At 68.8% G+C, this 20,051-nt stretch carries 13 protein-coding genes; all 13 read right to left on the reverse strand.

Annotation, left to right across the window (positions count from 1 at the left end; all coding sequences use genetic code 11):
* Positions 1–106 precede the first annotated feature (106 nt).
* Complete coding sequence (locus MNQ95_RS04215) at positions 107–5,350, reverse strand: Calx-beta domain-containing protein (protein WP_241953908.1); 5,244 nt, start codon at positions 5,348–5,350, stop codon at positions 107–109.
* 416 nt (positions 5,351–5,766) lie between these two features.
* Positions 5,767–7,146: a metal-dependent hydrolase family protein gene (locus MNQ95_RS04220; RefSeq protein WP_241953909.1), complete on the reverse strand. Its 1,380-nt coding sequence runs from the start codon at positions 7,144–7,146 to the stop codon at positions 5,767–5,769.
* Positions 7,147–7,242: 96 nt separating this feature from the next.
* The gene (locus MNQ95_RS04225) at positions 7,243–8,706 is read right to left on the reverse strand and encodes a DcaP family trimeric outer membrane transporter (RefSeq protein WP_241953910.1); all 1,464 of its coding nucleotides are present in this window, start codon (positions 8,704–8,706) and stop codon (positions 7,243–7,245) included.
* Between the two features lie 128 nt (positions 8,707–8,834).
* On the reverse strand, positions 8,835–9,434 hold the full coding sequence (locus MNQ95_RS04230) for a cytochrome c3 family protein (RefSeq protein ID WP_162411423.1): 600 nt from the start codon (positions 9,432–9,434) through the stop codon (positions 8,835–8,837).
* 3 nt (positions 9,435–9,437) lie between these two features.
* Positions 9,438–10,001 (reverse strand): nitrate reductase cytochrome c-type subunit, encoded by a 564-nt coding sequence (locus tag MNQ95_RS04235; protein WP_241953911.1) that lies wholly within the window; start codon positions 9,999–10,001, stop codon positions 9,438–9,440.
* Between the two features lie 10 nt (positions 10,002–10,011).
* Positions 10,012–12,507 (reverse strand): periplasmic nitrate reductase subunit alpha, encoded by a 2,496-nt coding sequence (gene napA, locus MNQ95_RS04240; protein WP_241953912.1) that lies wholly within the window; start codon positions 12,505–12,507, stop codon positions 10,012–10,014.
* Positions 12,504–12,812 (reverse strand): chaperone NapD, encoded by a 309-nt coding sequence (locus MNQ95_RS04245; protein WP_241953913.1) that lies wholly within the window; start codon positions 12,810–12,812, stop codon positions 12,504–12,506. Before MNQ95_RS04245 ends, napA begins: the two co-directional genes overlap by 4 nt.
* Positions 12,809–13,309, reverse strand: a complete 501-nt coding sequence (napF, locus tag MNQ95_RS04250; protein WP_241953914.1) for a ferredoxin-type protein NapF — start codon at positions 13,307–13,309, stop codon at positions 12,809–12,811. The genes MNQ95_RS04245 and napF overlap by 4 nt, the downstream gene beginning before the upstream one ends.
* 3 nt (positions 13,310–13,312) lie before the next feature.
* A complete protein-coding gene (locus MNQ95_RS04255) occupies positions 13,313–13,483 on the reverse strand; it encodes a periplasmic nitrate reductase, NapE protein (RefSeq protein WP_162411428.1) in 171 nt (56 codons plus the stop codon).
* Positions 13,484–13,627: 144 nt separating this feature from the next.
* Complete coding sequence (gene cobA, locus MNQ95_RS04260) at positions 13,628–14,434, reverse strand: uroporphyrinogen-III C-methyltransferase (RefSeq protein ID WP_241953915.1); 807 nt, start codon at positions 14,432–14,434, stop codon at positions 13,628–13,630.
* A gap of 16 nt (positions 14,435–14,450) precedes the next feature.
* On the reverse strand, positions 14,451–17,213 hold the full coding sequence (locus tag MNQ95_RS04265; RefSeq protein ID WP_241953916.1) for a nitrate reductase: 2,763 nt from the start codon (positions 17,211–17,213) through the stop codon (positions 14,451–14,453).
* Positions 17,213–17,593: a nitrite reductase small subunit NirD gene (nirD, locus tag MNQ95_RS04270; RefSeq protein WP_241953917.1), complete on the reverse strand. Its 381-nt coding sequence runs from the start codon at positions 17,591–17,593 to the stop codon at positions 17,213–17,215. Before nirD ends, MNQ95_RS04265 begins: the two co-directional genes overlap by 1 nt.
* Positions 17,594–17,595: 2 nt before the next feature.
* A complete protein-coding gene (nirB, locus tag MNQ95_RS04275) occupies positions 17,596–20,031 on the reverse strand; it encodes a nitrite reductase large subunit NirB (protein ID WP_241954352.1) in 2,436 nt (811 codons plus the stop codon).
* Positions 20,032–20,051 lie beyond the last annotated feature (20 nt).

Genomic DNA, 20,051 nt, shown 5'->3' on the forward strand with positions numbered 1-20,051 from the left:
GCCCCCGCGCACGATCCGCTCGTGCGCGGCGTGGTTGCGGAACATTCCGCAGCCGCCAGCCGGCCCTCTACCTTGAGGCACTATAAACCGCGGCCGCGCGGCCGTATCAGAACTGCTTCTGCAGGTTGACCGATACATCCTGCTCGCGCCTGTCGTCGTCGCCGGCTCCTGTCCGGTACTCGAGCCGCACGCCCAGGCCACTGCTCCAGTCGAGCGTGACCCCGGCGCCGAACACAAGACGCCTGCGGTCCAGGCGCGTGCTCTCCATCCGGTACGTGAGCCCTTCCGGAAGATCCGCGTAGCGCATGGCGGCCACCTGCGGATCGGTGAAGTCGTACTGGTACTCGGTGCGGAACTGCGGCGTCACCGTGCCCCACGACGTCGCCAGGCGGTAGTCGTAGCGGAAACCGAGGTTGCCCGTGCTCGCATCGACGTCCATCGCGTCGAAGTGCAGGGCGCGGGTCGCATGCCCGGACTCGCCGTAGGCGTTCAAGGTGGCGCTGGCGACATCGAAGCGCGCGTACGGGGTGAACTGCCCGTTGCCCGACGGCAGGTCCGCGCCCAGGATCAGCGAACCGAACCACTGTCGGCCCTGGCGCGTCCCGGTCACCATTCCGCCATCGGCGAGCGCGCGGCGAAGATCGAAGGTCAACTGCTGGTAGCCGGCCAGGCCATCGATGAAGAGCCGGCCCGGGTGGTAGCTGGCATACCCGAGGTAGGAGGTGGCACGACCTGCCAGCGAGCTGCCCTGCTCGCCGACGTCGTTGTCGTCGCGGCCATAGCCCACGCCGGCGCCGACGGTGAACGCCGGAGCCAGATCGATGTCGACGCCGAGGCTGACGCCGTCGGTCTCGAAGCCCACGCCTGATCCCCCGGAACCGTCGAAGCTGCCCGATCGGATCTGCCCACCGATCCAGGCGCCGTAGGGCCGCGCCGGCTCTTCGCCGGAGGCCTGATCCGGGGCGGTCGCCTGGCCGGGATCCGCATCGGCCCGCTCGCAGCGCGGCTGGCCCTCGGGTTCGCCCGGGCGCGCCGGCTGCACGCATTCGCGCGACAGCGCGAAGCCCACCCGGTTGTCGAGCCGGCCCTGGCGACTGCCGCTACCGTGCAGGCTTTCCAGCCGGCCCCGCACGTTGTCGCCCTGCACGTCGGCGAAGCGCCGCGTCGACTGCACCTGGGCATCGACGATCCCGCGAACCTCCGGATCCAGCGCGGGGTCCGGACGCGGCTGCACCTGGAAGGTCACCGTGGCCACCGGCGAGACCGCGAATGCATTGGCAAGCGTGAACTGCACCCTGGCGCTGCCACCGAAACCGGCCGCCGGAACGAACTCGAGGAGGAACCGCGCCGTCGCGCCGCTGCCCGTCGCGTGGATCACCGCACGACCGGCGCTGGCCGGCGACAGCGCCACCAGCGTGGCCGCGGTGAACGGCCCGCCGCTCGCGCCTTCGGCCAGGTCCACCGTGGCCGGTGCGTCGGCTGCGATCTCCAGCTCGCGTGACTGCGCCGCGGGCGCGGCGTTCACCGTGATCGTGGCGGTCGCGTCGTCGCAGTTGCCCGGATTGAGGACCTCGCAGAGGCGGTAGGCCAGCACCTGCGCCCCAGCCGTGGCGCTGGCGGCGACCTGGACCGCACCACTGCCGGTATCCAGGGTGACGGCAGGATCGGACGTGGACACCAGCGCCAGCGACACGCCGGCGAGGGTCGCCGGCGCGGCATCGAGGGTGTCGTTGGCCAGGACGCTGGCAACGGCCACCGACGTCGTGCCGGCCAGCGCGCTGCCCGCATCGTCGGCCGCATCGATCACTGCGGCACCCACGCTGACCGTCACCGTGGCATCGCGGCAATTGGAGGCGTACCGCGCTTCGCAGATGCGATAGCCCAGCGTGTAGGTGCCGGCGCCCGTCGCAGCCGCGACGTTGATCGCGCCGCTGCCCGCGTCGAGCGTGACATCGGGATCGGAAGTCGAGAGCTGCGCGAGCGTGACGGTGGCCAGCGTCGCCGGGCTCCCACCCACGGTGTCGTTGGCCAGTACGTCCGCGACCGCGATGCCGCCCCTGCCGCCATTGGCCACCGCGCCGGCATCGTCCACCGCTTCGATCGCGGTCGCCGCGATCACCAGCGCATAGGCCTGGCTGGCCGCGTAGGGACCACTGCCGGTGCTGCTGTCGGTTGCGGTGAAGGTCACGTTGAACGTCCCGTCCGCCAGCGGCGTTCCGGCCAGCAGGCCGTCGGCCGTCAGCGTCAGTCCTGCCGGCAGTGCACCGGCCGTCACGGCATAGCTGTAGGGCGCGATGCCGCCGCCGGCGACAAGGGCCTGGCTGTAGGTGGCGCCTGCCGTGCCATCCACCAGCATCGCCGGACCCAGCGCTATCGCCGGTGCGTTGACGGTCAGCACGTATCCGTTGCTTTGGGTGAAGCCCAGGCTGTCCGTCGCCGTCACCGTCACTGCGAACGCGCCGCCGGCCGTCGGCGTGCCCGACAGCGCGCCATCGCTGGCCAGCGCCAGCCCCGACGGCAATGCACCGGCGGTCACCGCATAGGCATACGGACCATTGCCGCCACTGGCGACGATCGCCTGGGTGTAGCCGCTGGCGACCGTCGCCGCCGGCAACGTCGCGGGGTCGAACCTGATCGTATCGAGGCTGCGGATCGTGCCCGTAGCGATTGCCGGCGAACCCACCGAGTAACCGGTACCCGGCGCAAGCGCCAGGACGATCGTCTCGTCCGCCTCCACGGTCGCATCCGCAATCGGCGTGACCGTCACGGTCCCGGTGATCATTCCCGCGGGAATGATCACCGGGTTGCTCACGGCTGCGTAGTCCGCACCCGCGGTAGCCGTGCCTGCCACGCTGAAGTCCACTTCGGTCGCCGCAATCGCCACCTGCGACAGCGTCACCGTGTACACGAGGGCGGACACACCGTCCTCGGGCACCACGGCCGGAGACACGGCGATGGAAGCCAGCACGACGTCGTCATTGGCGATGGTTCCCGTCGCGCTGGCGGGAGCCGCGATTGCGTAGCCCGTGCCCGGCACCAGGGTCAACACGACGCTCTCGTCCGGCTCCACCTGCGTATCGGCCAGCGGGACCACCGTCACCGTGCCGGTCGTGCTGCCGGCGGGAATGATCACCGGGCTGCCGATGGCGACGTAGTCGTTGCCCGCGCTTGCGGTTCCGCCCACGGTGAAGTCCACCGCCGTGGCCGCCGCCGCCGGCTGCGACAGCGTGACCGTGAATACCAGCCCCGCACCGCTGTCCTCCACCACGCTCGACGGTGCGACCGCGACCGTCGCGGTCGATACGTCGTCATTGCCGATCGTTCCGGTCGCACTGGCGGGTGCGCCGACCGCATAGCCCGTCCCCGCGACCAGGGTCAGAAGGACCGTCTCGTCCAGTTCAACGGTGGTGTCCGCGATCGGGACGACCGTGACCGTGCGAGTGGTGGCGCCGACCGGAATGACCACCGAGGTTCCGACAGCGGTGTAGTCGGTCCCCGAGGTGGCCGTACCGGCCATCGTGAAGCGCACCGTCGTGGCCGCGAGCGCCGGCCTGGAGAGCGTCACCGTGTAGACCAGGCCGGTCGCACCGTCTTCCTGCACCGTGGCCGGTGCCAGCGCGAGGGTGGCGGTGCGGGTGTCGTCGTCGGTGATCGTGCCGACGCCCTGCGTATCGGCCAGCCGCGCATTTACAGGGTTGGAAAGATTGACTCGGAAGGTCTCGTTCGGCTCGGCCAGCGTGTCGCCCCTCACCGGAACGGAGATCGTGCCGGTGGTGGCACCCGCGGCAATGGTCACGGTGCCGCTCGTCGGCGTGTAGTCCGTGGTTCCACTCGCCGTCCCATTGGCGGTTGCGTAGTTGACGCTCACGTTCTGGCCGACCGCCGGACTCAGCGTCACCGTGAACACTGCGTTGGTGGTCCCACTGTCGCCTTCGACGATGGACACATCGTTGATCACCAGCGCGGGCAGGTCGTCGTTGGTGATCGTGCCGGTCGCACTCGCCGGCACTCCCACGACATAGGTGCCGCCCGCTGCGAGCGTGACGACGACCGTCTCGTCCGCCTCGACCGTGGTATCGGCGGTCGGGTTGACGGTGATGGTGCGAGTGGTGGTGCCGGCCGGGATGACCAGCGGCGAGACGACCGCGGCGTAGTCGGAGCCCGAGGTGGCCGTGCCGCCGACGCTGAAGTTGACCGACGTGCTCACCGCCGCGGCCTGCGACAGGGTGACGGTGTAGATCAGGTTCGGCGTGCCGTTCTCCAGCACCGCGCCCGGCGCCACGGCAATGGTCGCCGTCGAGGTGTCGTCGTTGAGGATGGTTCCGGTCGCGACGGCCGTGCCACGCGTGTACCCGGTGCCGTTCTGCAAGGTGACGATGACGGTCTCGTTGGCTTCGATCGCGGTGTCGGCCGTGGGCGTCACGACGATCATGCCGCTGGTGCTCCCCGCCGGAATGACCAGCGGTGAAGCTGGCGCGACGTAGTCCGTACCCGACGTTGCCGTACCGGTGAGCGTGTAGACCAGCGAGACGGCGGTCGCCTTGGGCTGGCTCAGGGTGAAGGTGTAGACCAGGCTGGTCCCCGCGTCCTCGGCCATGCTGGCCGGCGCCACCGCCACGTTCACCACGGGGCTGTCGTCGTTGAGGATCGTGCCAGTGGCCGAGGCAGGCGAACCGACCGTGTAACCCGATCCCGTCGCCAGCGTGATGATGACGGTCTCGTGCGGCTCCAACGTGGAGTCGCCGGTCGGGTTGACCGTTACGTTCGCGCCGGTGCTGCCGGCCGGGATCGCAACCGACGCGCCGATGGCCGCGTAATCGGTTCCCGCCGTCGCCGTGCCGCCGACACTGAAATTGACTGTAAGCGCCGTCCCGTACGGCTGGCTCAGTGCGACCCGGTAGACCAGGTTGGGGCTGCCGTTCTCCACCACGCTGGCGGGGCTGACCGAAATGGAAGCCGTCGGCGCGGTGTCGTCGTCGATGATGGTTCCGATGCCGGCACCGTCCAGCACGACCAGCGGCTGGGCGTTCACCGGATCGTTGGTGATGCTGACCAGCACCGTTTCCTGCGGCTCGACCAGGGTGTCGCCGCGGACCGGCACGGAGAAGGTGGCGGTGGCCTGCCCGGCCGCCAGGGCGACCGATCCGGACATGGCGGTGTAATCGGTCACCGCCGTTGCGGTCCCGCCGGTGGCGGTGGTGTAGAGGAACCGGGCCGCGGTCGGATCGCCGGTGCGGGTGACGGTGAACACCATCGAGCGTGTGCCGGTGTTGCCTTCCACCACGCTGGCGTCCGATACCGCCACGGAGACCTGCGCAAGGGCGGTTGGCGACCACAGCGCCAGCAGCAACCCTGCGCACCGGGCCACCCTCCCGCCGGCACGCCCGGCCTGGGCCTGGCCCACGCGAAGCCACCACGGGCGCGCCTTCCGCTGCCCGGCCCCGCATTCCCCCAGATCCATCCCCGCCCCCAATGCACCCACGACTGCTTGCTGGGCGACTTCACACTCGCGAAGCCACCCTCCCCTTGTGTGCGAATCCGTGCACTGCGCCCCTTGATTGCGGCGACAGGATATGGCCGGGCAGCACCGGCCAGCAATACGGCGGTGACCGACGGACTCGCCGCATGTGAAGGGGTCAGCTTCAGGCGCAAGCCACGGCGCTGGACGTGGCCGGCCGCGACCGCGGCGCCCTGCCCGGCGGATCCCCGCAACGGCGTGGAATCAGGGTTGCCGGGCGGAACTGGGCCGCCCGGCAACCGCCCCGTTCAGGGTACCTGGGCGCCCAGCGTGTCCTTGTAGATCCGCCCGTCCTTCATGATGACCTTGAAGGCCTGTTCCGGGCGCGCGACCAGGCTGATGTCCACGGTCGGATCGCCGTCGACCAGTAGCAGGTCGGCGAACGCGCCCTCCTGCACCACGCCGACCCTTCCGGGATAGGGATTGCGCTTGCCGCTCAGCTGCAGCAGTTCGCCGTTGGTGCCGGTGGCCATGACCAGGGTTTCGGCCGGCGTGTACCAGCGGGTGAGGCTGGCGAGGATCGCGCCCTGCCGCCCGGCGAGTGCGGCGGAAAACAGCACGTCGGTGCCCCACGCAGTCTTGAGCCGGTACTTCTTGGCCAGGTCGTAGGCGTGGTTGTTGCCCGCGAACACTTCCTCGGCCTTTTTCCGCTCGAACGAACCCGGCGGGAACGCCTCGGCCAGTTCATCGGGGAACGGCTGGATGCTCAGCCAGATTCCCCGCTGCGCCATCAGCCGGGCAGTGGCATCGTCCATCAGGCTGCCGTGCTCGATGACCTTGACCCCGGCCTCGATCGCCTGGCGCACCGCTTCGGCCGTATAGGCATGCACGGTGACGTAGGTGCCCCAGTTGCCGGCCGCCTCGGTCGCCGCGCGCAGCTCCGCCGGCGTGAAGGTGATCGCATCCAGCGGACTATGCGGCGAGGACACGCCGCCTCCGGCGGTCAGCTTGATCTGCGCGGCGCCGCGCATGAGCTGCTCGCGCACGCGCATGCGCACCTCGTCGGGGCTGTCGGCGATGGCGGTGTCGCCCTCCAGGTCGGTCGGGCCGGGGGCACCCATCGTCCGCGGCAGGTCGCCGGGCTGGCGGAAGTCGCCATGGCCGCTGGTCACGCTGATCATCGCCCCGGATGCGTAGATGCGCGGGCCGGGCAGCACGCCCTCGTCCACCGCCTGCTTCAGGCCGAAGGAATTGCCACCCACGTCGCGCACGCTGGTGAAGCCGCGCATCAGGGTGCGGGTGGATTCGGCGGCTGCGATCGCGGTCAGGTAACGGTGGTCGCCACTGAGGATCGCGCCCAGCGACGGAGCGGCCATCATGCTGTGCCAGTGCGCATCGATCAGGCCGGGCATGAGCACGCGGCCGCCACCCTCGATCACCTTCGTCGCCGGCTCGGGCACCTGCCCCGGCGCGATGCGTTCGATCAGGTTGCCACGGACCAGCACGTCGCTCGGACCGGATACGCGGCCGGACGTGCCATCGAAGATCCGCACGTTGCGGAACAGCACCGATCCGGGCGCTCCTGGCGCCGCTGCCTGGCCGCCTGCCGCCTGCGCGGCGGCCAGGGCGAGCGAGTCATCGTGCGCACCGGCATTACCGGTGGTCAGGCCCGAGAGAAGGAAAACCACCGCAACGATCAGCTGACGCGAACCGGTTCCCATGACATCCCCAAAGCCTTGAAGGTCGGGCCGATCATGTCACAACTTTCCGCCCCCCAAGCCCTGCTACTTGATGAAGTCGTACTTCAACGAGGTCTGCAGCCGGAACGCATCGCCATCGGTGCCGTCCTGCTGCTGCAACTTGCCATAGACCAGTTCAAGACCCCAGCTCCAGCTGGGCACCGGTGCGTAGATCACGTTGGCCGCCGCATAGTCGCTGCGCCGGAATGCGTCCGGCGCGAGCGAATCGTTCCGGTCCAGGTACAACCGGCCCCAGGTCAGGGTCGAACGCCAGTGTTCGTTCCAGGGATGGCCATAGCCGATCCAGCCGCCCCATTCGTCGAGCACCTCGAGCGCGCCGGTGTCATCGACCACCGCATCCAGTCCGATGCCTCCCAGATCGCCGACGTAGGTGGCGATGCCGCGGCCGCCGACCGCGCCCCAGGTCACGTAATTGCCCGCCTCGGCACCCCATGCACCACTGACGGTGATGCCGCCCGCCATCGCCTCGTCGCTGCCCGCATCGTCGCGGTAAGCCAGCTGGCGCAGCAGCGTACCGACCTGCATGTGGCCGCTTTCTCCTTCATGTCGGGCGACGAAGACCAGGTTGGGCGCGGTCGTGCGCGCCGACCCCGATGAGGATGTGATCTCCGGCGGCGCGTGTTCGGCGGCGAAGACCAGCTGGTTGCCGTTGGACAGCGGCACGTACTGGCGGACACTGGCCAGGCGCGCGAACGGGACCGCGCCGGGTCCGGCGAAGTCGAGCGTATCGGGCCCGGAATCCAGGTCGAGGAACGCCGAGAAGCCGTAGCCGACATAGGTATTGCCCAACTGGCCCCAGGCATGGCGCAGGTTGTATCCGTACGAACCACCGGAACCATAGAAGTCGTTCTGCAGAACGAAACGCAGCCAGCCGTAGTCCGTCTGCCGGCGCGCCTCGATGGTGAACCGGGTCTGGCGCGCGTGCATGTTGAAACTGCCATCACCGGCCTGGTCGCCGGCCGGGATCGTCGAGGTGATGAACTGGTCGCTGACGCCGGCGTCATCGGTGTCGTACATCGCATCGAGCTTGGCGTAGCCACTCAGGCGCAGCCAGGTGGAGGTGCCGCGGACCGGGAAGAATCCCTCCTGCCCGTCCTCGCCCGGCGCCAGCTCGTTGTCCACGCGCGCGCCGCCGAGCTCGTCCTCGCTGAAAGACGGATGCGCGGGCAGCGGTGATTCGTCGGGAGCGGGAACCGGCGCGGCCGCCAGCGCCGCATCGGCGGCGGCGGGCACAGGCACAGGCGTGGCGCTTGCCGGCGGAACGGGCGCCGCTGCCACCGCCACCGGTGCAGGCAAGCCAGGGCCCGCCGTGGCTGGCGCCTGCCCCCGCTCCGATTCCAGTACTTCGATGCGATGGACCAGCCGGTCCACGGTCTCGCGCAGGCTGGCGATCTCCGCGTCGCGCTCGTCATCGGTCTTCTGCGCAAGCGCCGACAAGGGCGAAAGCGCGGCGACCAGGACCAGGAACCGCAGGGTTGCTCCATTCATGTCCGGACTCCGGGTGGACAAGCATCCATCGCGCCAAATGCCGGCTGCGAGGATGCGATCGGGAACGGCACGTCCTGCCTTCCAGCCGTGCCCTGGTTACCCCTGTATCCCGCACCCGACCGCGCGGCTCAGCCCTGCGGCACGCCCGCCATGTTCGGCAGCTGGTGCGCGACGCCCTTGTGGCAGTCGATGCAGGTGCGCTCGCCGCTGCGCAGCCAAAGGCCATGGATCTGCGCCGCGCGCGGACTCTGCCGGGTCAGGTCCATCGAATCGAAGTCGTGGCAGTTGCGGCACTCCAGCGAGTCGTTGGCCTTCAGTCGCGTCCATTCGTGGGTGGCCAGGACCAGGCGTTCGTCGAGGAACTTCTCGCGGGTGTTGATCGTGCCGAAGATCTTTCCCCAGACCTCCTTGGAGGCCTGCATCTTGCGCGCGATCTTGTCGGTCCAGTTGTGCGGCACATGACAGTCCGGGCAGGTGGCCCGGACCCCGGAACGGTTGGTGTAGTGGATCGTGCCCTTCAGCTCCTGGAAGACGTTGTCGCGCATCTCGTGGCAGCTGGTGCAGAACTGCTCGGTGTTGGTCGCCTCCAGCGCGGTGTTGAAACCACCCCAGAACATCACACCGGCGATGAACCCGGCCACGGTCAGGAAACCCAGGCTGTAGTAGCGGCTCGGCGAACGCAGCGTCCGCCAGAAGCCCTGCGCATGCCGCTTGGTCCATGCCCACATGGCTCAATGTCCTCCCGGCGGCGGCGCGGCCATCAGGCTGTCGATGTCGCGGAAGCCGTTGGCCACCAGCGTCGGCGCGTCGGTCTGGACCACGTGGCACTGGCTGCAGAAGTAGCGTCGCGGCGAGATCGTCGCCAGGAACTGGTCGTCGCGGTCCATGTAGTGGGTCACGCTGACCGGCGGGGCCTGGAAAGTGGCCGCATTGGCGCGCGCATGACACAGCATGCAACGGTTGCTGTTCTTGTCGACCTGGTAGCCGTCGATCGCGTGCGGGATGGTCGGCGGCTGCATCGGATAGTTGCGCACCCGGCGCATGTCGGTGTTCTCCACCCGCGCCATCGGTGGCGGATGGCCTTCCTTGTCGACCGGGACGCCGCGGCGGAGGGCGTCGATCTGGCCATCGCCCGGGACGAAGATGGCACGCGCGCCCACCGGGGTCGAAGCAGTCGCGGCGGGCTGGGCGTCGTCGGGCCGCTTCAGGCTGCCGAACATCCAGCCGGCGGCGAACACCAGCACCGACAGGAGCAGGACGAGGCCGGCGACGATAAGCAGGGGTTTGTTCCGCATGACATGCCTCCTAGGCGATCACGACCTTGCAGGCGCACTTCTTGTAATCGGTCTGCTTGGAGATCGGGTCGGTCGCATCAAGCGTGACCTTGTTGATCAGCTGGCCGGCATCGAACCACGGAACGAACACCATGCCCGGCGGCATCCGGTTGCGCCCGCGTGTCTCCACCCGCGAGCGCATCTCCCCGCGTCGCGACACCACCCGGATCTCGTCACCGCGCTTGAGCCCGCGCGCGCGCGCATCGTCGGGATTCATGAACACCACCGCCGCCGGGAACGACCGGTACAGCTCGGGGATGCGCATGGTCATCGAACCGGAATGCCAGTGCTCGAGCACGCGCCCGGTCACCAGCCACAGGTCGTACTCGGCATCCGGCGATTCTGCGGGCGGCTCGTAGGGCAGCGCCCACACCACGGCGCGGTTGTCCGGGAACCCGTAGAACTTGTGGCCCTCGCCAGGCTTGACGTACGGATCGGCGCCTTCGATGTAGCGGCGGCGCGTCTCCTTCCCGTCCACGACCGGCCAGCGTAGGCCGTGCGCTTGGTGGTACATGTCGAACGGGGCCAGGTCGTGGCCGTGGCCGCGACCGAACGCGGCGTATTCCTCGAACAGGCCCTTCTGCACGTAGAAGCCGAAGTCTTCCGACTCATGGTTCGCGAACCCCTCCTCGATGTCCGACACCGGGTAGCGATCCACGTTGCCGTTGGCGAACAGCACCTCGAACAGGGTCTTGCCCTTGAACTCCGGATTGGCCGCCAGCAGTTCGGCCGGCCAGCACTCGTCGGTGGTGAAGCGTTTGGAGAATTCCATCAGCTGCCACAGGTCGGACTTCGCTTCGCCGGGGGCGTTGACCAGCTGGTGCCAGAACTGGGTACGACGCTCGGCGTTGCCGTAGGCACCCTCCTTCTCCACCCACATTGCCGCCGGCAGGATCAGGTCGGCCGCCTGCCCGGTGACGGTCGGATAGGCATCGGATACCACGATGAAATTGTCGGGGTTGCGATAGCCCGGCCAGGCCTCCTCCATGATGTTGGCCGCGGCCTGCATGTTGTTGTTGACCTGCACCCAGTAGGCATTGAGCTTGCCATCACGCAGCATCCGGTTCTGCTGCACCGCGTGGTAGCCGGGCTTGGGATTGATCAGCCCGTGCGGGACCTTCCAGATCTCCTCGGCATGCTTGCGGTGCTCGGGATTGGCCACCAGCATGTCCGCCGGCAGGCGGTGGCTGAAGGTGCCGACCTCGCGCGCGGTGCCGCAGGCCGAGGGCTGGCCGGTCAGCGAGAACGGGCTGTTGCCCGGGGTGGAGATCTTCCCGGTCAGCAGGTGGATGTTGTAGACCATGTTGTTGGCCCACACGCCACGGGTGTGCTGGTTGAAGCCCATGGTCCAGAACGAGGTGACCTTCACCTCGGGGTCCGCGTACAGCTCGGCCAGCTGCTGCAGCCAGCCGCGCTCCACGCCGCTCATCTCCACGGCCTTGTCCAGCGTGTAGGGCTTCACGAATTCGGCGAACTGCTCGAAGGTGATCGGTTCGCCGCCGCCCGGGTCGTCGGCGTTCTCGGCTTCCATTTCCAGCGGATGGTCCGGGCGCAGGCCGTAGCCGATGTCCTGGTTGCCACGCTTGAAGTTCAGGCGGGAATCGACGAAGGCCTTGTTGACGCGCCCGCTCTGGATGATGTGGTTGGCGATGTAGTTGAGGATGACCAGGTCGGTCTGCGGCTTGAACACGATCGGGATGTCGGCAAGTTCGAAGCTGCGATGCTCGAAGGTCGACATCACCGCGACCTTTACGTGCGGGTGCGACAGCCGGCGATCGGTCACCCGCGTCCACAGGATCGGGTGCATCTCGGCCATGTTCGAGCCCCACAGCACGAACGCGTCGGCGGCTTCGATGTCGTCGTAGCAGCCCATCGGCTCGTCCATGCCGAAGGTGCGCATGAAGCCCATCACCGCCGACGCCATGCAGTGCCGGGCGTTGGGATCGATGTGGTTGCTGCGGAAGCCGGCCTTCATCAGCTTGTTGGCCGCGTAGCCCTCCCAGATCGTCCACTGGCCCGAGCCGAACATGCCGATCGCATCGCCGCCCTTGGCCTTGAGCACCTTCTTGAACTGCTCGGCCATCACGTCGAAGGCCTCGTCCCATTCCACCGGGGTGAAGTCGCCATCCTTCGCGTACACCCCGCCCTTCTTGCGCAGCAAAGGCTTGGTCAGGCGGTCGGTGCCGTACAGCACCTTGGACAGGAAGTAGCCCTTGACGCAGTTGATGCCGCGGTTGACCTCGGAGTGGACGTCGCCATGGGTGGCGACGACGTGGCCGTCGCGCACGGCCACGTTCACCCCGCAGCCGGTGCCGCAGTAGCGGCAGGGCGCCTTGCTCCACTTGAGCGAAGTGAGGTCGCCTTCGGTGATGACGTTGCTGCTGCCACCCGGAAGCGGCAGGCCGGCAGCGGCCGCCGCGGTGGCGACGGCGCTGTTGCGGATGAAATCGCGGCGTGTGGTGCTCATGCGGGGGCTCCGCTCACGTTGGCGTTGGACAGGGGTTCGTCGAGCGCCTGGCGCGACTCGGCGTGATGGTGGACCAGCAGCACGTTCAGTACACCGGCGACTTCCTTGAGCTGGTCGACGCGATCCATCACCGCATGGCGGTCGGCCGATTCGCACAGCAGGACGCTGCGCGTGGCGCCGGGTATCGCCAGCTCCAGGTCGCCATGACAGGCGACCATCGCCGCCAGCGCCGGACCCGAACCTTCGCGGTGCTGGACCACGAAACTGGCGATGTGGATTTCGTCGTCGGGCGCGGGCGCGGTCATGCGGGGACTTCCAGCGGCAGGTGGGCCAGGGTGATCGCCTGGGCAGGGCAAATACCCACGCACGCGCCACAGCCGCTGCAACGCTCCGCATCGACCATGGCCGCGCCGCGCCCACCCGGTGGAACGCGGATCGCCGACTCCGGGCAGACTTCGCGGCAGCTGGCACAGACGACGCCATGCGCCGGCAGGCAGCTGTCCTGGACCTGCGCACGCAACTCCCACGGTGGCGAAACCGTCGCCTGCAACGCGCCGCTCCCGCAGGCCTGCACGCAATCACCGCAGAATGTGCATTCCCCGCGCGCCGGATCGAAGCGCGGCAGGCCGTCGCCATCGCGCAGCAGGACCTGCTCCGGACAGGCGCGCACGCATGCGTCGCACCGCGTGCAGCGCGCGGCGAACAGGTCGGCATCGATCGCCCACGGCGGGCGCAGCGGGGAATCAGCGGTCGCGTTGCGACCGAACAACAGCATGCGGCGGGAAAGCGGCGTGGCGGCCATGGCTCAACCCGTCGGCGGCCCGGCGAAGAACATCTGCCAACCCCACACCAGGAAGCCGTAACCGGCCACGATCAGGACCGCCATCAACGGAAAGATCACCGCCGTCACCAGCAGGAACGCGAGGCGCTCCTGGTTCCGCGTGGCCGGGACATCCGGGTCGTGATTCCGCTCCATGGGCCTACCTTCGCAGGATGGGGACGCAGCGAGACTTCAGGCATGAGGCTATCACCACGGCCCGGGAGCGGCAAACGCGGGACGTCATGGAACGGCAATGCGCAAGCGGCATGCGTCGCTCCTCGCAAGTCGCAGCGCGTCGATTCAGGCGATGGCGGGGACCTGCTCCGGAACGGCGGAATCGATCGTCGCCGCGCATTGCGGCAAGGCTTCCGCCAACGCCCGGCCGACCAGGATCACCCCGGGCTGCCCGGCTTCCAGCGACATGGCCGACGTGGCCAGGTCCTGCAGCGTGGCGACCACGTAGCGTTCGCAGGACTGGCTGGCCGCCTGCACGATCGCCGCGGGCGTGTCGGCCGGCAGGTGCCGGCGCAGTGCGCCGATAATCGAAGCAAGCCGGCCCATGCCCATGTAGATCGCCAGCGTGGTGCCGCTGCGCGCCAGCGCTTCCCAGTCCGGCTCGCCATGGTCGGCGGTGTGCGCGGTGACGAAGGTGATCCCGTGGCAATGTTCGCGATGGGTGAGCGACACGCCCAGCGAAGCGGCCGCGGCGAAGGCCGCGCTGATCCCGTTGACGATCCGCACCGGAACTCCGGCCTGGCGCAGGAACGCGATCTCCTCGCCGGCACGGCCGAACATCAGCGCATCGCCGCCCTTGACCCGGACCACGCGCAAACCCTGCAGGGCGTAGCGGCGCATCAGCCGGCAGATGAAGGCCTGCGGCGTGGAACGGCATCCGCCGCGCTTGCCGACACGCACCACCCGGGCATGCGGTGCAAGGTCGACGATCCCCGGATTGACCAGGTCGTCGAGCAGCAATACTTCAGCCACCTCCAGCGCGCGCACAGCCTTCAGGGTCAGCAGCTCCAGGTCGCCAGGCCCCGCGGAGAGCAGGACGACCTCGGCCGGGATGCGTCGGCCGGAATTTGCATCGTGCAGGGACTTGGTCATCGGGGCTCCTGGCGATTCATGCGCTGGCGGTCTCGCGGGCCAGGCGGTTCAGCTGCGGGACGCACGAGCCGCAGACCGTGCCGCATCCCAGTCGCTGCTTGAGTGCGGGTACGTCGGCGCCATTGCGCACCTCGGCGCGGATCGCCGATTCGGTGACCTGGCGGCACACGCAGACCAGCGGGTCGCGCTCGACCTCGGCCAGCGCCGAGAATGCGGCCAGGCGTGGCCTGCGCCACGCATCGCCGGCGATCGCGTTGCGCAGAAGCGATTCGCCGGCCGGATGGACATCGGTCCAGAGCACGCCGTCGATGAAGTTTTCGCCATCGGCCTCGCGCCAGGCCACGCGCTTGAGCAGGCCGCGCCGCGCATCGCGGTACTCAAGCGTATCGGCGCCGGCAGCCAGTCCGAGGGCGTGGTCGAGCGCCGCCAGCCAGTCCGCCGGCATCGCCTCCACCGAAGCGGCGCGCAGCACCAGCCAGGCGACGTCGATCGCCGCGCCCGCCTCGGCCTGCAACGAGAGGGCGGCGTACCCGCAGTCCTTCAGCAGCGGCTGCACCGCCGCATGCAGCAACAGTGCGTTGCCTCGGCGGGCGGCCAGCAGGTGCCAGCCGAATTCCGCCTTCTCCACCCGCACCGCGGCGTGCTTGAGTTCGGGCTGGCGCGAACGTGCGTCCGTCGCCGGCTGGCTCACCTCGTTGATGCCGCCGCTGGACAGGTGCTGGCCGCTCCAGTGCATCGCCGCGAACACCGTGCCCGACGCGACTTCGTCGGAGGGTTCCAGCGGCAACACCAGCTCCCCGCGCTTGCTCGACACACGCACCAGGTCGCCCGAACGGAGGCCGCGACGCGCCGCATCGTCCGGATGCATGCGCAGGCCCGGCTCCGGGTTGTGCGCGAACAACCTCGCGACCCGGCCCGTACGCGACATGCCATGCCACTGGTCGCGCAGGCGACCGGTGACCAGGCGCAGCGGATAGCGCGCGGAGGTCTGTTCGGCCACCGGCCGATAGGCCGTCGCATGGAAGCGCGCGCGACCGTCGGCGGTGGGAAACACGCCATCCCCGTAGCGGCGCGGCTGGCCCTGCGCCTGGCCTTCGGGAAACGGCCACTGCTGCGGACCGTGCGCGTCGAGGCGCGCATGATCCAGCCCGCCGATGTCCAGGTCGCGGCCGACCGTCATCGCCCGATGCTCGTCGAAGATCGCCGCCGGCGCATCGGCCTGGAACAGCGGCGCGGCGCCGGGCGCGGCCAGCCGCGCCTCGATCCGCCGGGCCACCTCGCGCACGATCCACCAGTCCGGCTTCGCCTGCCCCGGGGCTGCGATCGCGGCACGCACCCGCGAGATGCGCCGCTCGGAGTTGGTGACCGTGCCGTCCTTCTCACCCCAGGTCGTGGCCGGCAGCAACGCATCGGCGTAGGGGACGGTATCGGTATCGGCGAACGCCTCCTGCACGACCACGTACTCGGCGCGCTGCAAGGCCTCTCGCACGCGGCCGATGTCGGGCATCGAATGGGCCGGGTTGGTGCATGCGATCCAGACCGCCTTGACCTTGCCACTGTGCAGGGCTTCGAACAGCTCGACCGCGGCCAGGCCCGGGCGCGGCGACAGGCTGCCTGGTGCCAGCCTCCACAGCGCCTCGACTTCGGCGCGATGCGTGTCGTCCGTGATCTCGCGGTGCGCGGCGAGCATGGTCGCCATGCCACCGACCTCGCGGCCGCCCATCGCATTGGGCTGGCCGGTCAGCGAGAACGGTCCGGCGCCAGGCCGGCCCAGCTGGCGCGTGGCCAGGTGCAGCTGGATCAGGGCCAGGTTCTTGTCGGTGCCGTGCGCGGACTGGTTCAGGCCCATGCAGTACAGCGACAGCGCCGCCGGGCTGCGGCCGAACCACTCGGCGGCGGTGACCAGATCCTCCGCCTGGATGCCGCAGATTTCGGCGGACATCCTCGGCGTGTACTCGCGCAGCAGCTGCTTGAGTTCGCCGAAGCCGGTCGTGTGCGCGTCGATGAATGCCTGGTCGAGCAATCCCTCCCATACCAGGTGGTGGAGCATGCCGTTGAACAGCGCCACGTCGGTGCCCGGCTGGATCTGCAGGTGCAGGTCGGCCATCGCCGCGGTATCGGTGCGGCGTGGATCGACCACAATCCAGCGGATGTCCCGATCGCGCTCCTTCGCGTCCTCCAGCCGGCGGAACAGCACCGGATGCGCGTAGGCCGCGTTGCTGCCGGCGAACAACACGGTCTTCGCGTGCTCCAGGTCGTCATAGCAGGTCGGCGGACCGTCGGCACCGAACGCCAGCTTGTAGCCGGTCACCGCGCTGGACATGCATAGGCGCGAATTGGTGTCGATGTTGTTGGTGCCCAGCAGGCCTTTGGCCAGCTTGTTGAAGACGTAGTAGTCCTCGGTCAGCAGCTGCCCGGAGATGTAGAACGCGACGGCGTCCGGGCCATGCCGCTCGACGATCCCGGCCAGGCGTTCGGCCACGGTATCCAGCGCCAAGCCCCAGTCCACCGCGCGACGGGCCTCCTGGCGGCGACCACGCAGCTGCGGCGCGAGCACGCGTCCTTCCAGGCTGCGCGCGCTCTCGGCCAGCGCGAGGCCCTTGCTGCACAGGCGGCCGAAGTTGGCCGGATGGTCCGGGTCGCCCTCCACGCCGGTGATGCGCTCGCCCGCGGCCGTGCGCTCGCTGTGGATCAGCACGCCACAACCGACGCCGCAATAGCAGCAGGTTGAGCGCGTGGTGCGGCGCTCACCCGGCAGCAGCGGGCCGGTGCCGTCCATCAGGCGGCGGCCACCGCGGCCACGCCCGCATTCGCCGCAATGCCGTCCGCATGCTGCGAAAGCGACAGCCACACTTCGCCATCGCGCACCTGCGCGGGGTAACGGCGCGCGCAGCCCACGTCCGGCGCGCAGGCCTGGCCGCTATCGAGCTGGATGTTCCAGCCGTGGAGCGGGCAGGTCACCGTGTCGCCGGACACAATGCCCTGCGACAGCGGCCCGCCCTTGTGCGGGCAACGGTCGGCCAGCGCGAATACCCGTTCTGGCCCCGGTCGGAACAGGGCGATGTTGTCGCCCTCCCCGCATTCGAGCACCCGCGCGCCCAGCAGCGGGATGTCTTCGAGCGCGCAGATGCGCACCCAGGCTTCGGTTGCCGTGGCCATGCTCAATCCTCCAGGGTCACGGCGATCTGCCGTTGCGGCTTGGGTGGCTCCAGCTTCAGCGGAACGAATTCGCGGGCCTGCGTGCCGGCGATGCGCGCCGCCCACGGATCGGGCAGGCCTTCGAGCGCGAACAGCAGCCGCTCGAACAGCGCGCGCCGGCTCGAAGCGTCATCGACCACCTTCTGCTTCACGTACTCCAGGCCGACCCGCTCGATGTAGTGCACGGTGCGGTCGAGGTAGTACGCCTCCTCGCGATACAGCTGCAGGAACGCACCGGTGTACTCCTTCACCTCGTCGGCGGTCCTGACCTTGCACAGGAAGCGGGCGACCTCGGTCTTGATCCCGCCGTTGCCGCCGACGTGGATCTCCCAGCCCGAGTCCACCGCGATGATGCCCACGTCCTTGATCCCCGATTCGGCGCAGTTGCGCGGACAGCCGGACACGGCCAGCTTGACCTTGTGCGGGCTCCACATGTTGGCCAGCATCGTTTCCAGATCGATGCCCATCTGCGTGCTGTTCTGGGTGCCGAAGCGGCAGAACTCGCTGCCCACGCAGGTCTTCACCGTGCGGATCGACTTGCCGTAGGCGTGGCCGGAGTTCATGCCCAGGTCCTTCCACACCCCGACCAGGTCCTCCTTCCTGATCCCGAGCAGGTCGATGCGCTGGCCTCCGGTCACCTTGACCATCGGTACGGCGTACTTGTCGGCCACGTCGGCAATGCGGCGCAGTTCGCTCGCGTTGGTCACCCCGCCCTTCATCTGCGGGATCACCGAGAAGGTGCCGTCCTTCTGGATGTTGGCGTGCGCGCGCTCATTGATGAAGCGGCTCTGCGGATCGTCCACCGCCTCGCGCGGCCAGGTCGAAAGCATGTAGTAGTTGACCGCCGGCCGGCAGGTCGCGCAGCCGTTGGGCGTGCGCCACTCCATGAGCGCGTAGGCCTGCGCGTGGCTGACCAGGTGGTGCTCGCGAATCGCCTGGCGCACCTCGCCATGGGTCAGCGACGTGCACGCGCAGACCGCCTTGGTCTTGGGCGTCTCCTGGAAGTTGGAGCCCAGGCAGTTCATCAGGATCTGCTCGACCAGGCCGGTGCAGGAGCCGCACGAACTCGCCGCCTTGGTGTTCTTCTTGACCTCGTCGACGGTGAACAGGCCCTGCTCGCGAACCGCCTTGACGATCGTGCCCTTGCACACGCCATTGCAGCCGCAGACCTCATCGCTGTCGGCCATGGCGGCGGCGCGATCCTGGCCACCGGTGCCGGCATCGCCCAGTGCGGTCTCGCCGAACACCAGGGTGTCGCGGCGCTCATCGATCGATGCGCCATCCCTGATCTGCCTGAAGTACCAGGCGCCGTCGCCGGTATCCCCGTACAGGCACGCACCCACCAGCCTGTCGTCGCGGATCACCAGCTTCTTGTACAGGCCGCCGGCCGGATCGGAGAGCACGATCTCCTCGGTGCCCTCCCCGCCCATGAAGTCGCCGGCCGAGAACAGGTCGATGCCGGTGACCTTGAGCTTGGTCGAGGCCACCGAACCCTTGTAGATGCCGATGCCGTAGGTGGCCAGGTGGTTGGCGCAGATCTTGGCCTGTTCGAACAGCGGCGCGACCAGGCCGTAGGCGATGCCGCGATGGCTGGCGCATTCGCCGACGGCATAGACGCGCGGGTCGTAGGTCTGCAGCGTGTCGTTGACCACGATGCCGCGGTTGCAGTGGATCCCGGCGGCCTGCGCCAGCGTAGTGTTGGGGCGGATACCGGCCGCCATCACCACCAGGTCGGCCTGCACTTCCTCGCCATCGGAGAAGCGCACCGCGGCCACTTCGCCAGCAGCATTGCCGACGATCTCGGTGGTGGAGGTGTTGAGGCGGAAATCCAGGCCACGCCCGGCCAGGGACTTCTCAAGCAACGCCCCGGCGACCGGATCGAGCTGGCGCTCCAGCAACCAGCCGGCCAGGTGGACCACGGTCACCTGCATGCCGCGCAGTTTCAGGCCGTTCGCCGCTTCCAGGCCGAGCAGTCCGCCACCGATGACCACCGCGTGCTTCTTGACCTTCGCGGTGTCGATCATCGTCTGCGTGTCGTGGATGTCGCGGTAGCCGATGACGCCTTTCAGGTCCTTGCCCGGCACCGGCAGGATGAACGGCACCGAGCCGGTGGCCAGCAGCAGGCGGTCGTACTCGGCCTCGGTGCCGTCGCTGGCGACTACCTTGCGGCGCACGCGGTCGATCGTGGTGACCTCCTTGCCCAGGTGCAGGGTGATGCCGTGGTCGGCATACCAGGACAACGGGTTGAGCACGATCTCGTCGAAGGCCTGCTCGCCGGCCAGCACCGGCGAGAGCAGGATGCGGTTGTAGTTCGGATGCGGCTCGGCACCGAACACGGTGATGTCGTACATGTCCGGCACCAGCTTCAGCAGCTCTTCCAGCGTGCGGATGCCGGCCATCCCGTTGCCCACCACCACCA

This window comes from Pseudoxanthomonas daejeonensis (genome assembly GCF_022637495.1).
In the GTDB taxonomy this organism is placed as follows: Bacteria; Pseudomonadota; Gammaproteobacteria; order Xanthomonadales; family Xanthomonadaceae; genus Pseudoxanthomonas; species Pseudoxanthomonas daejeonensis.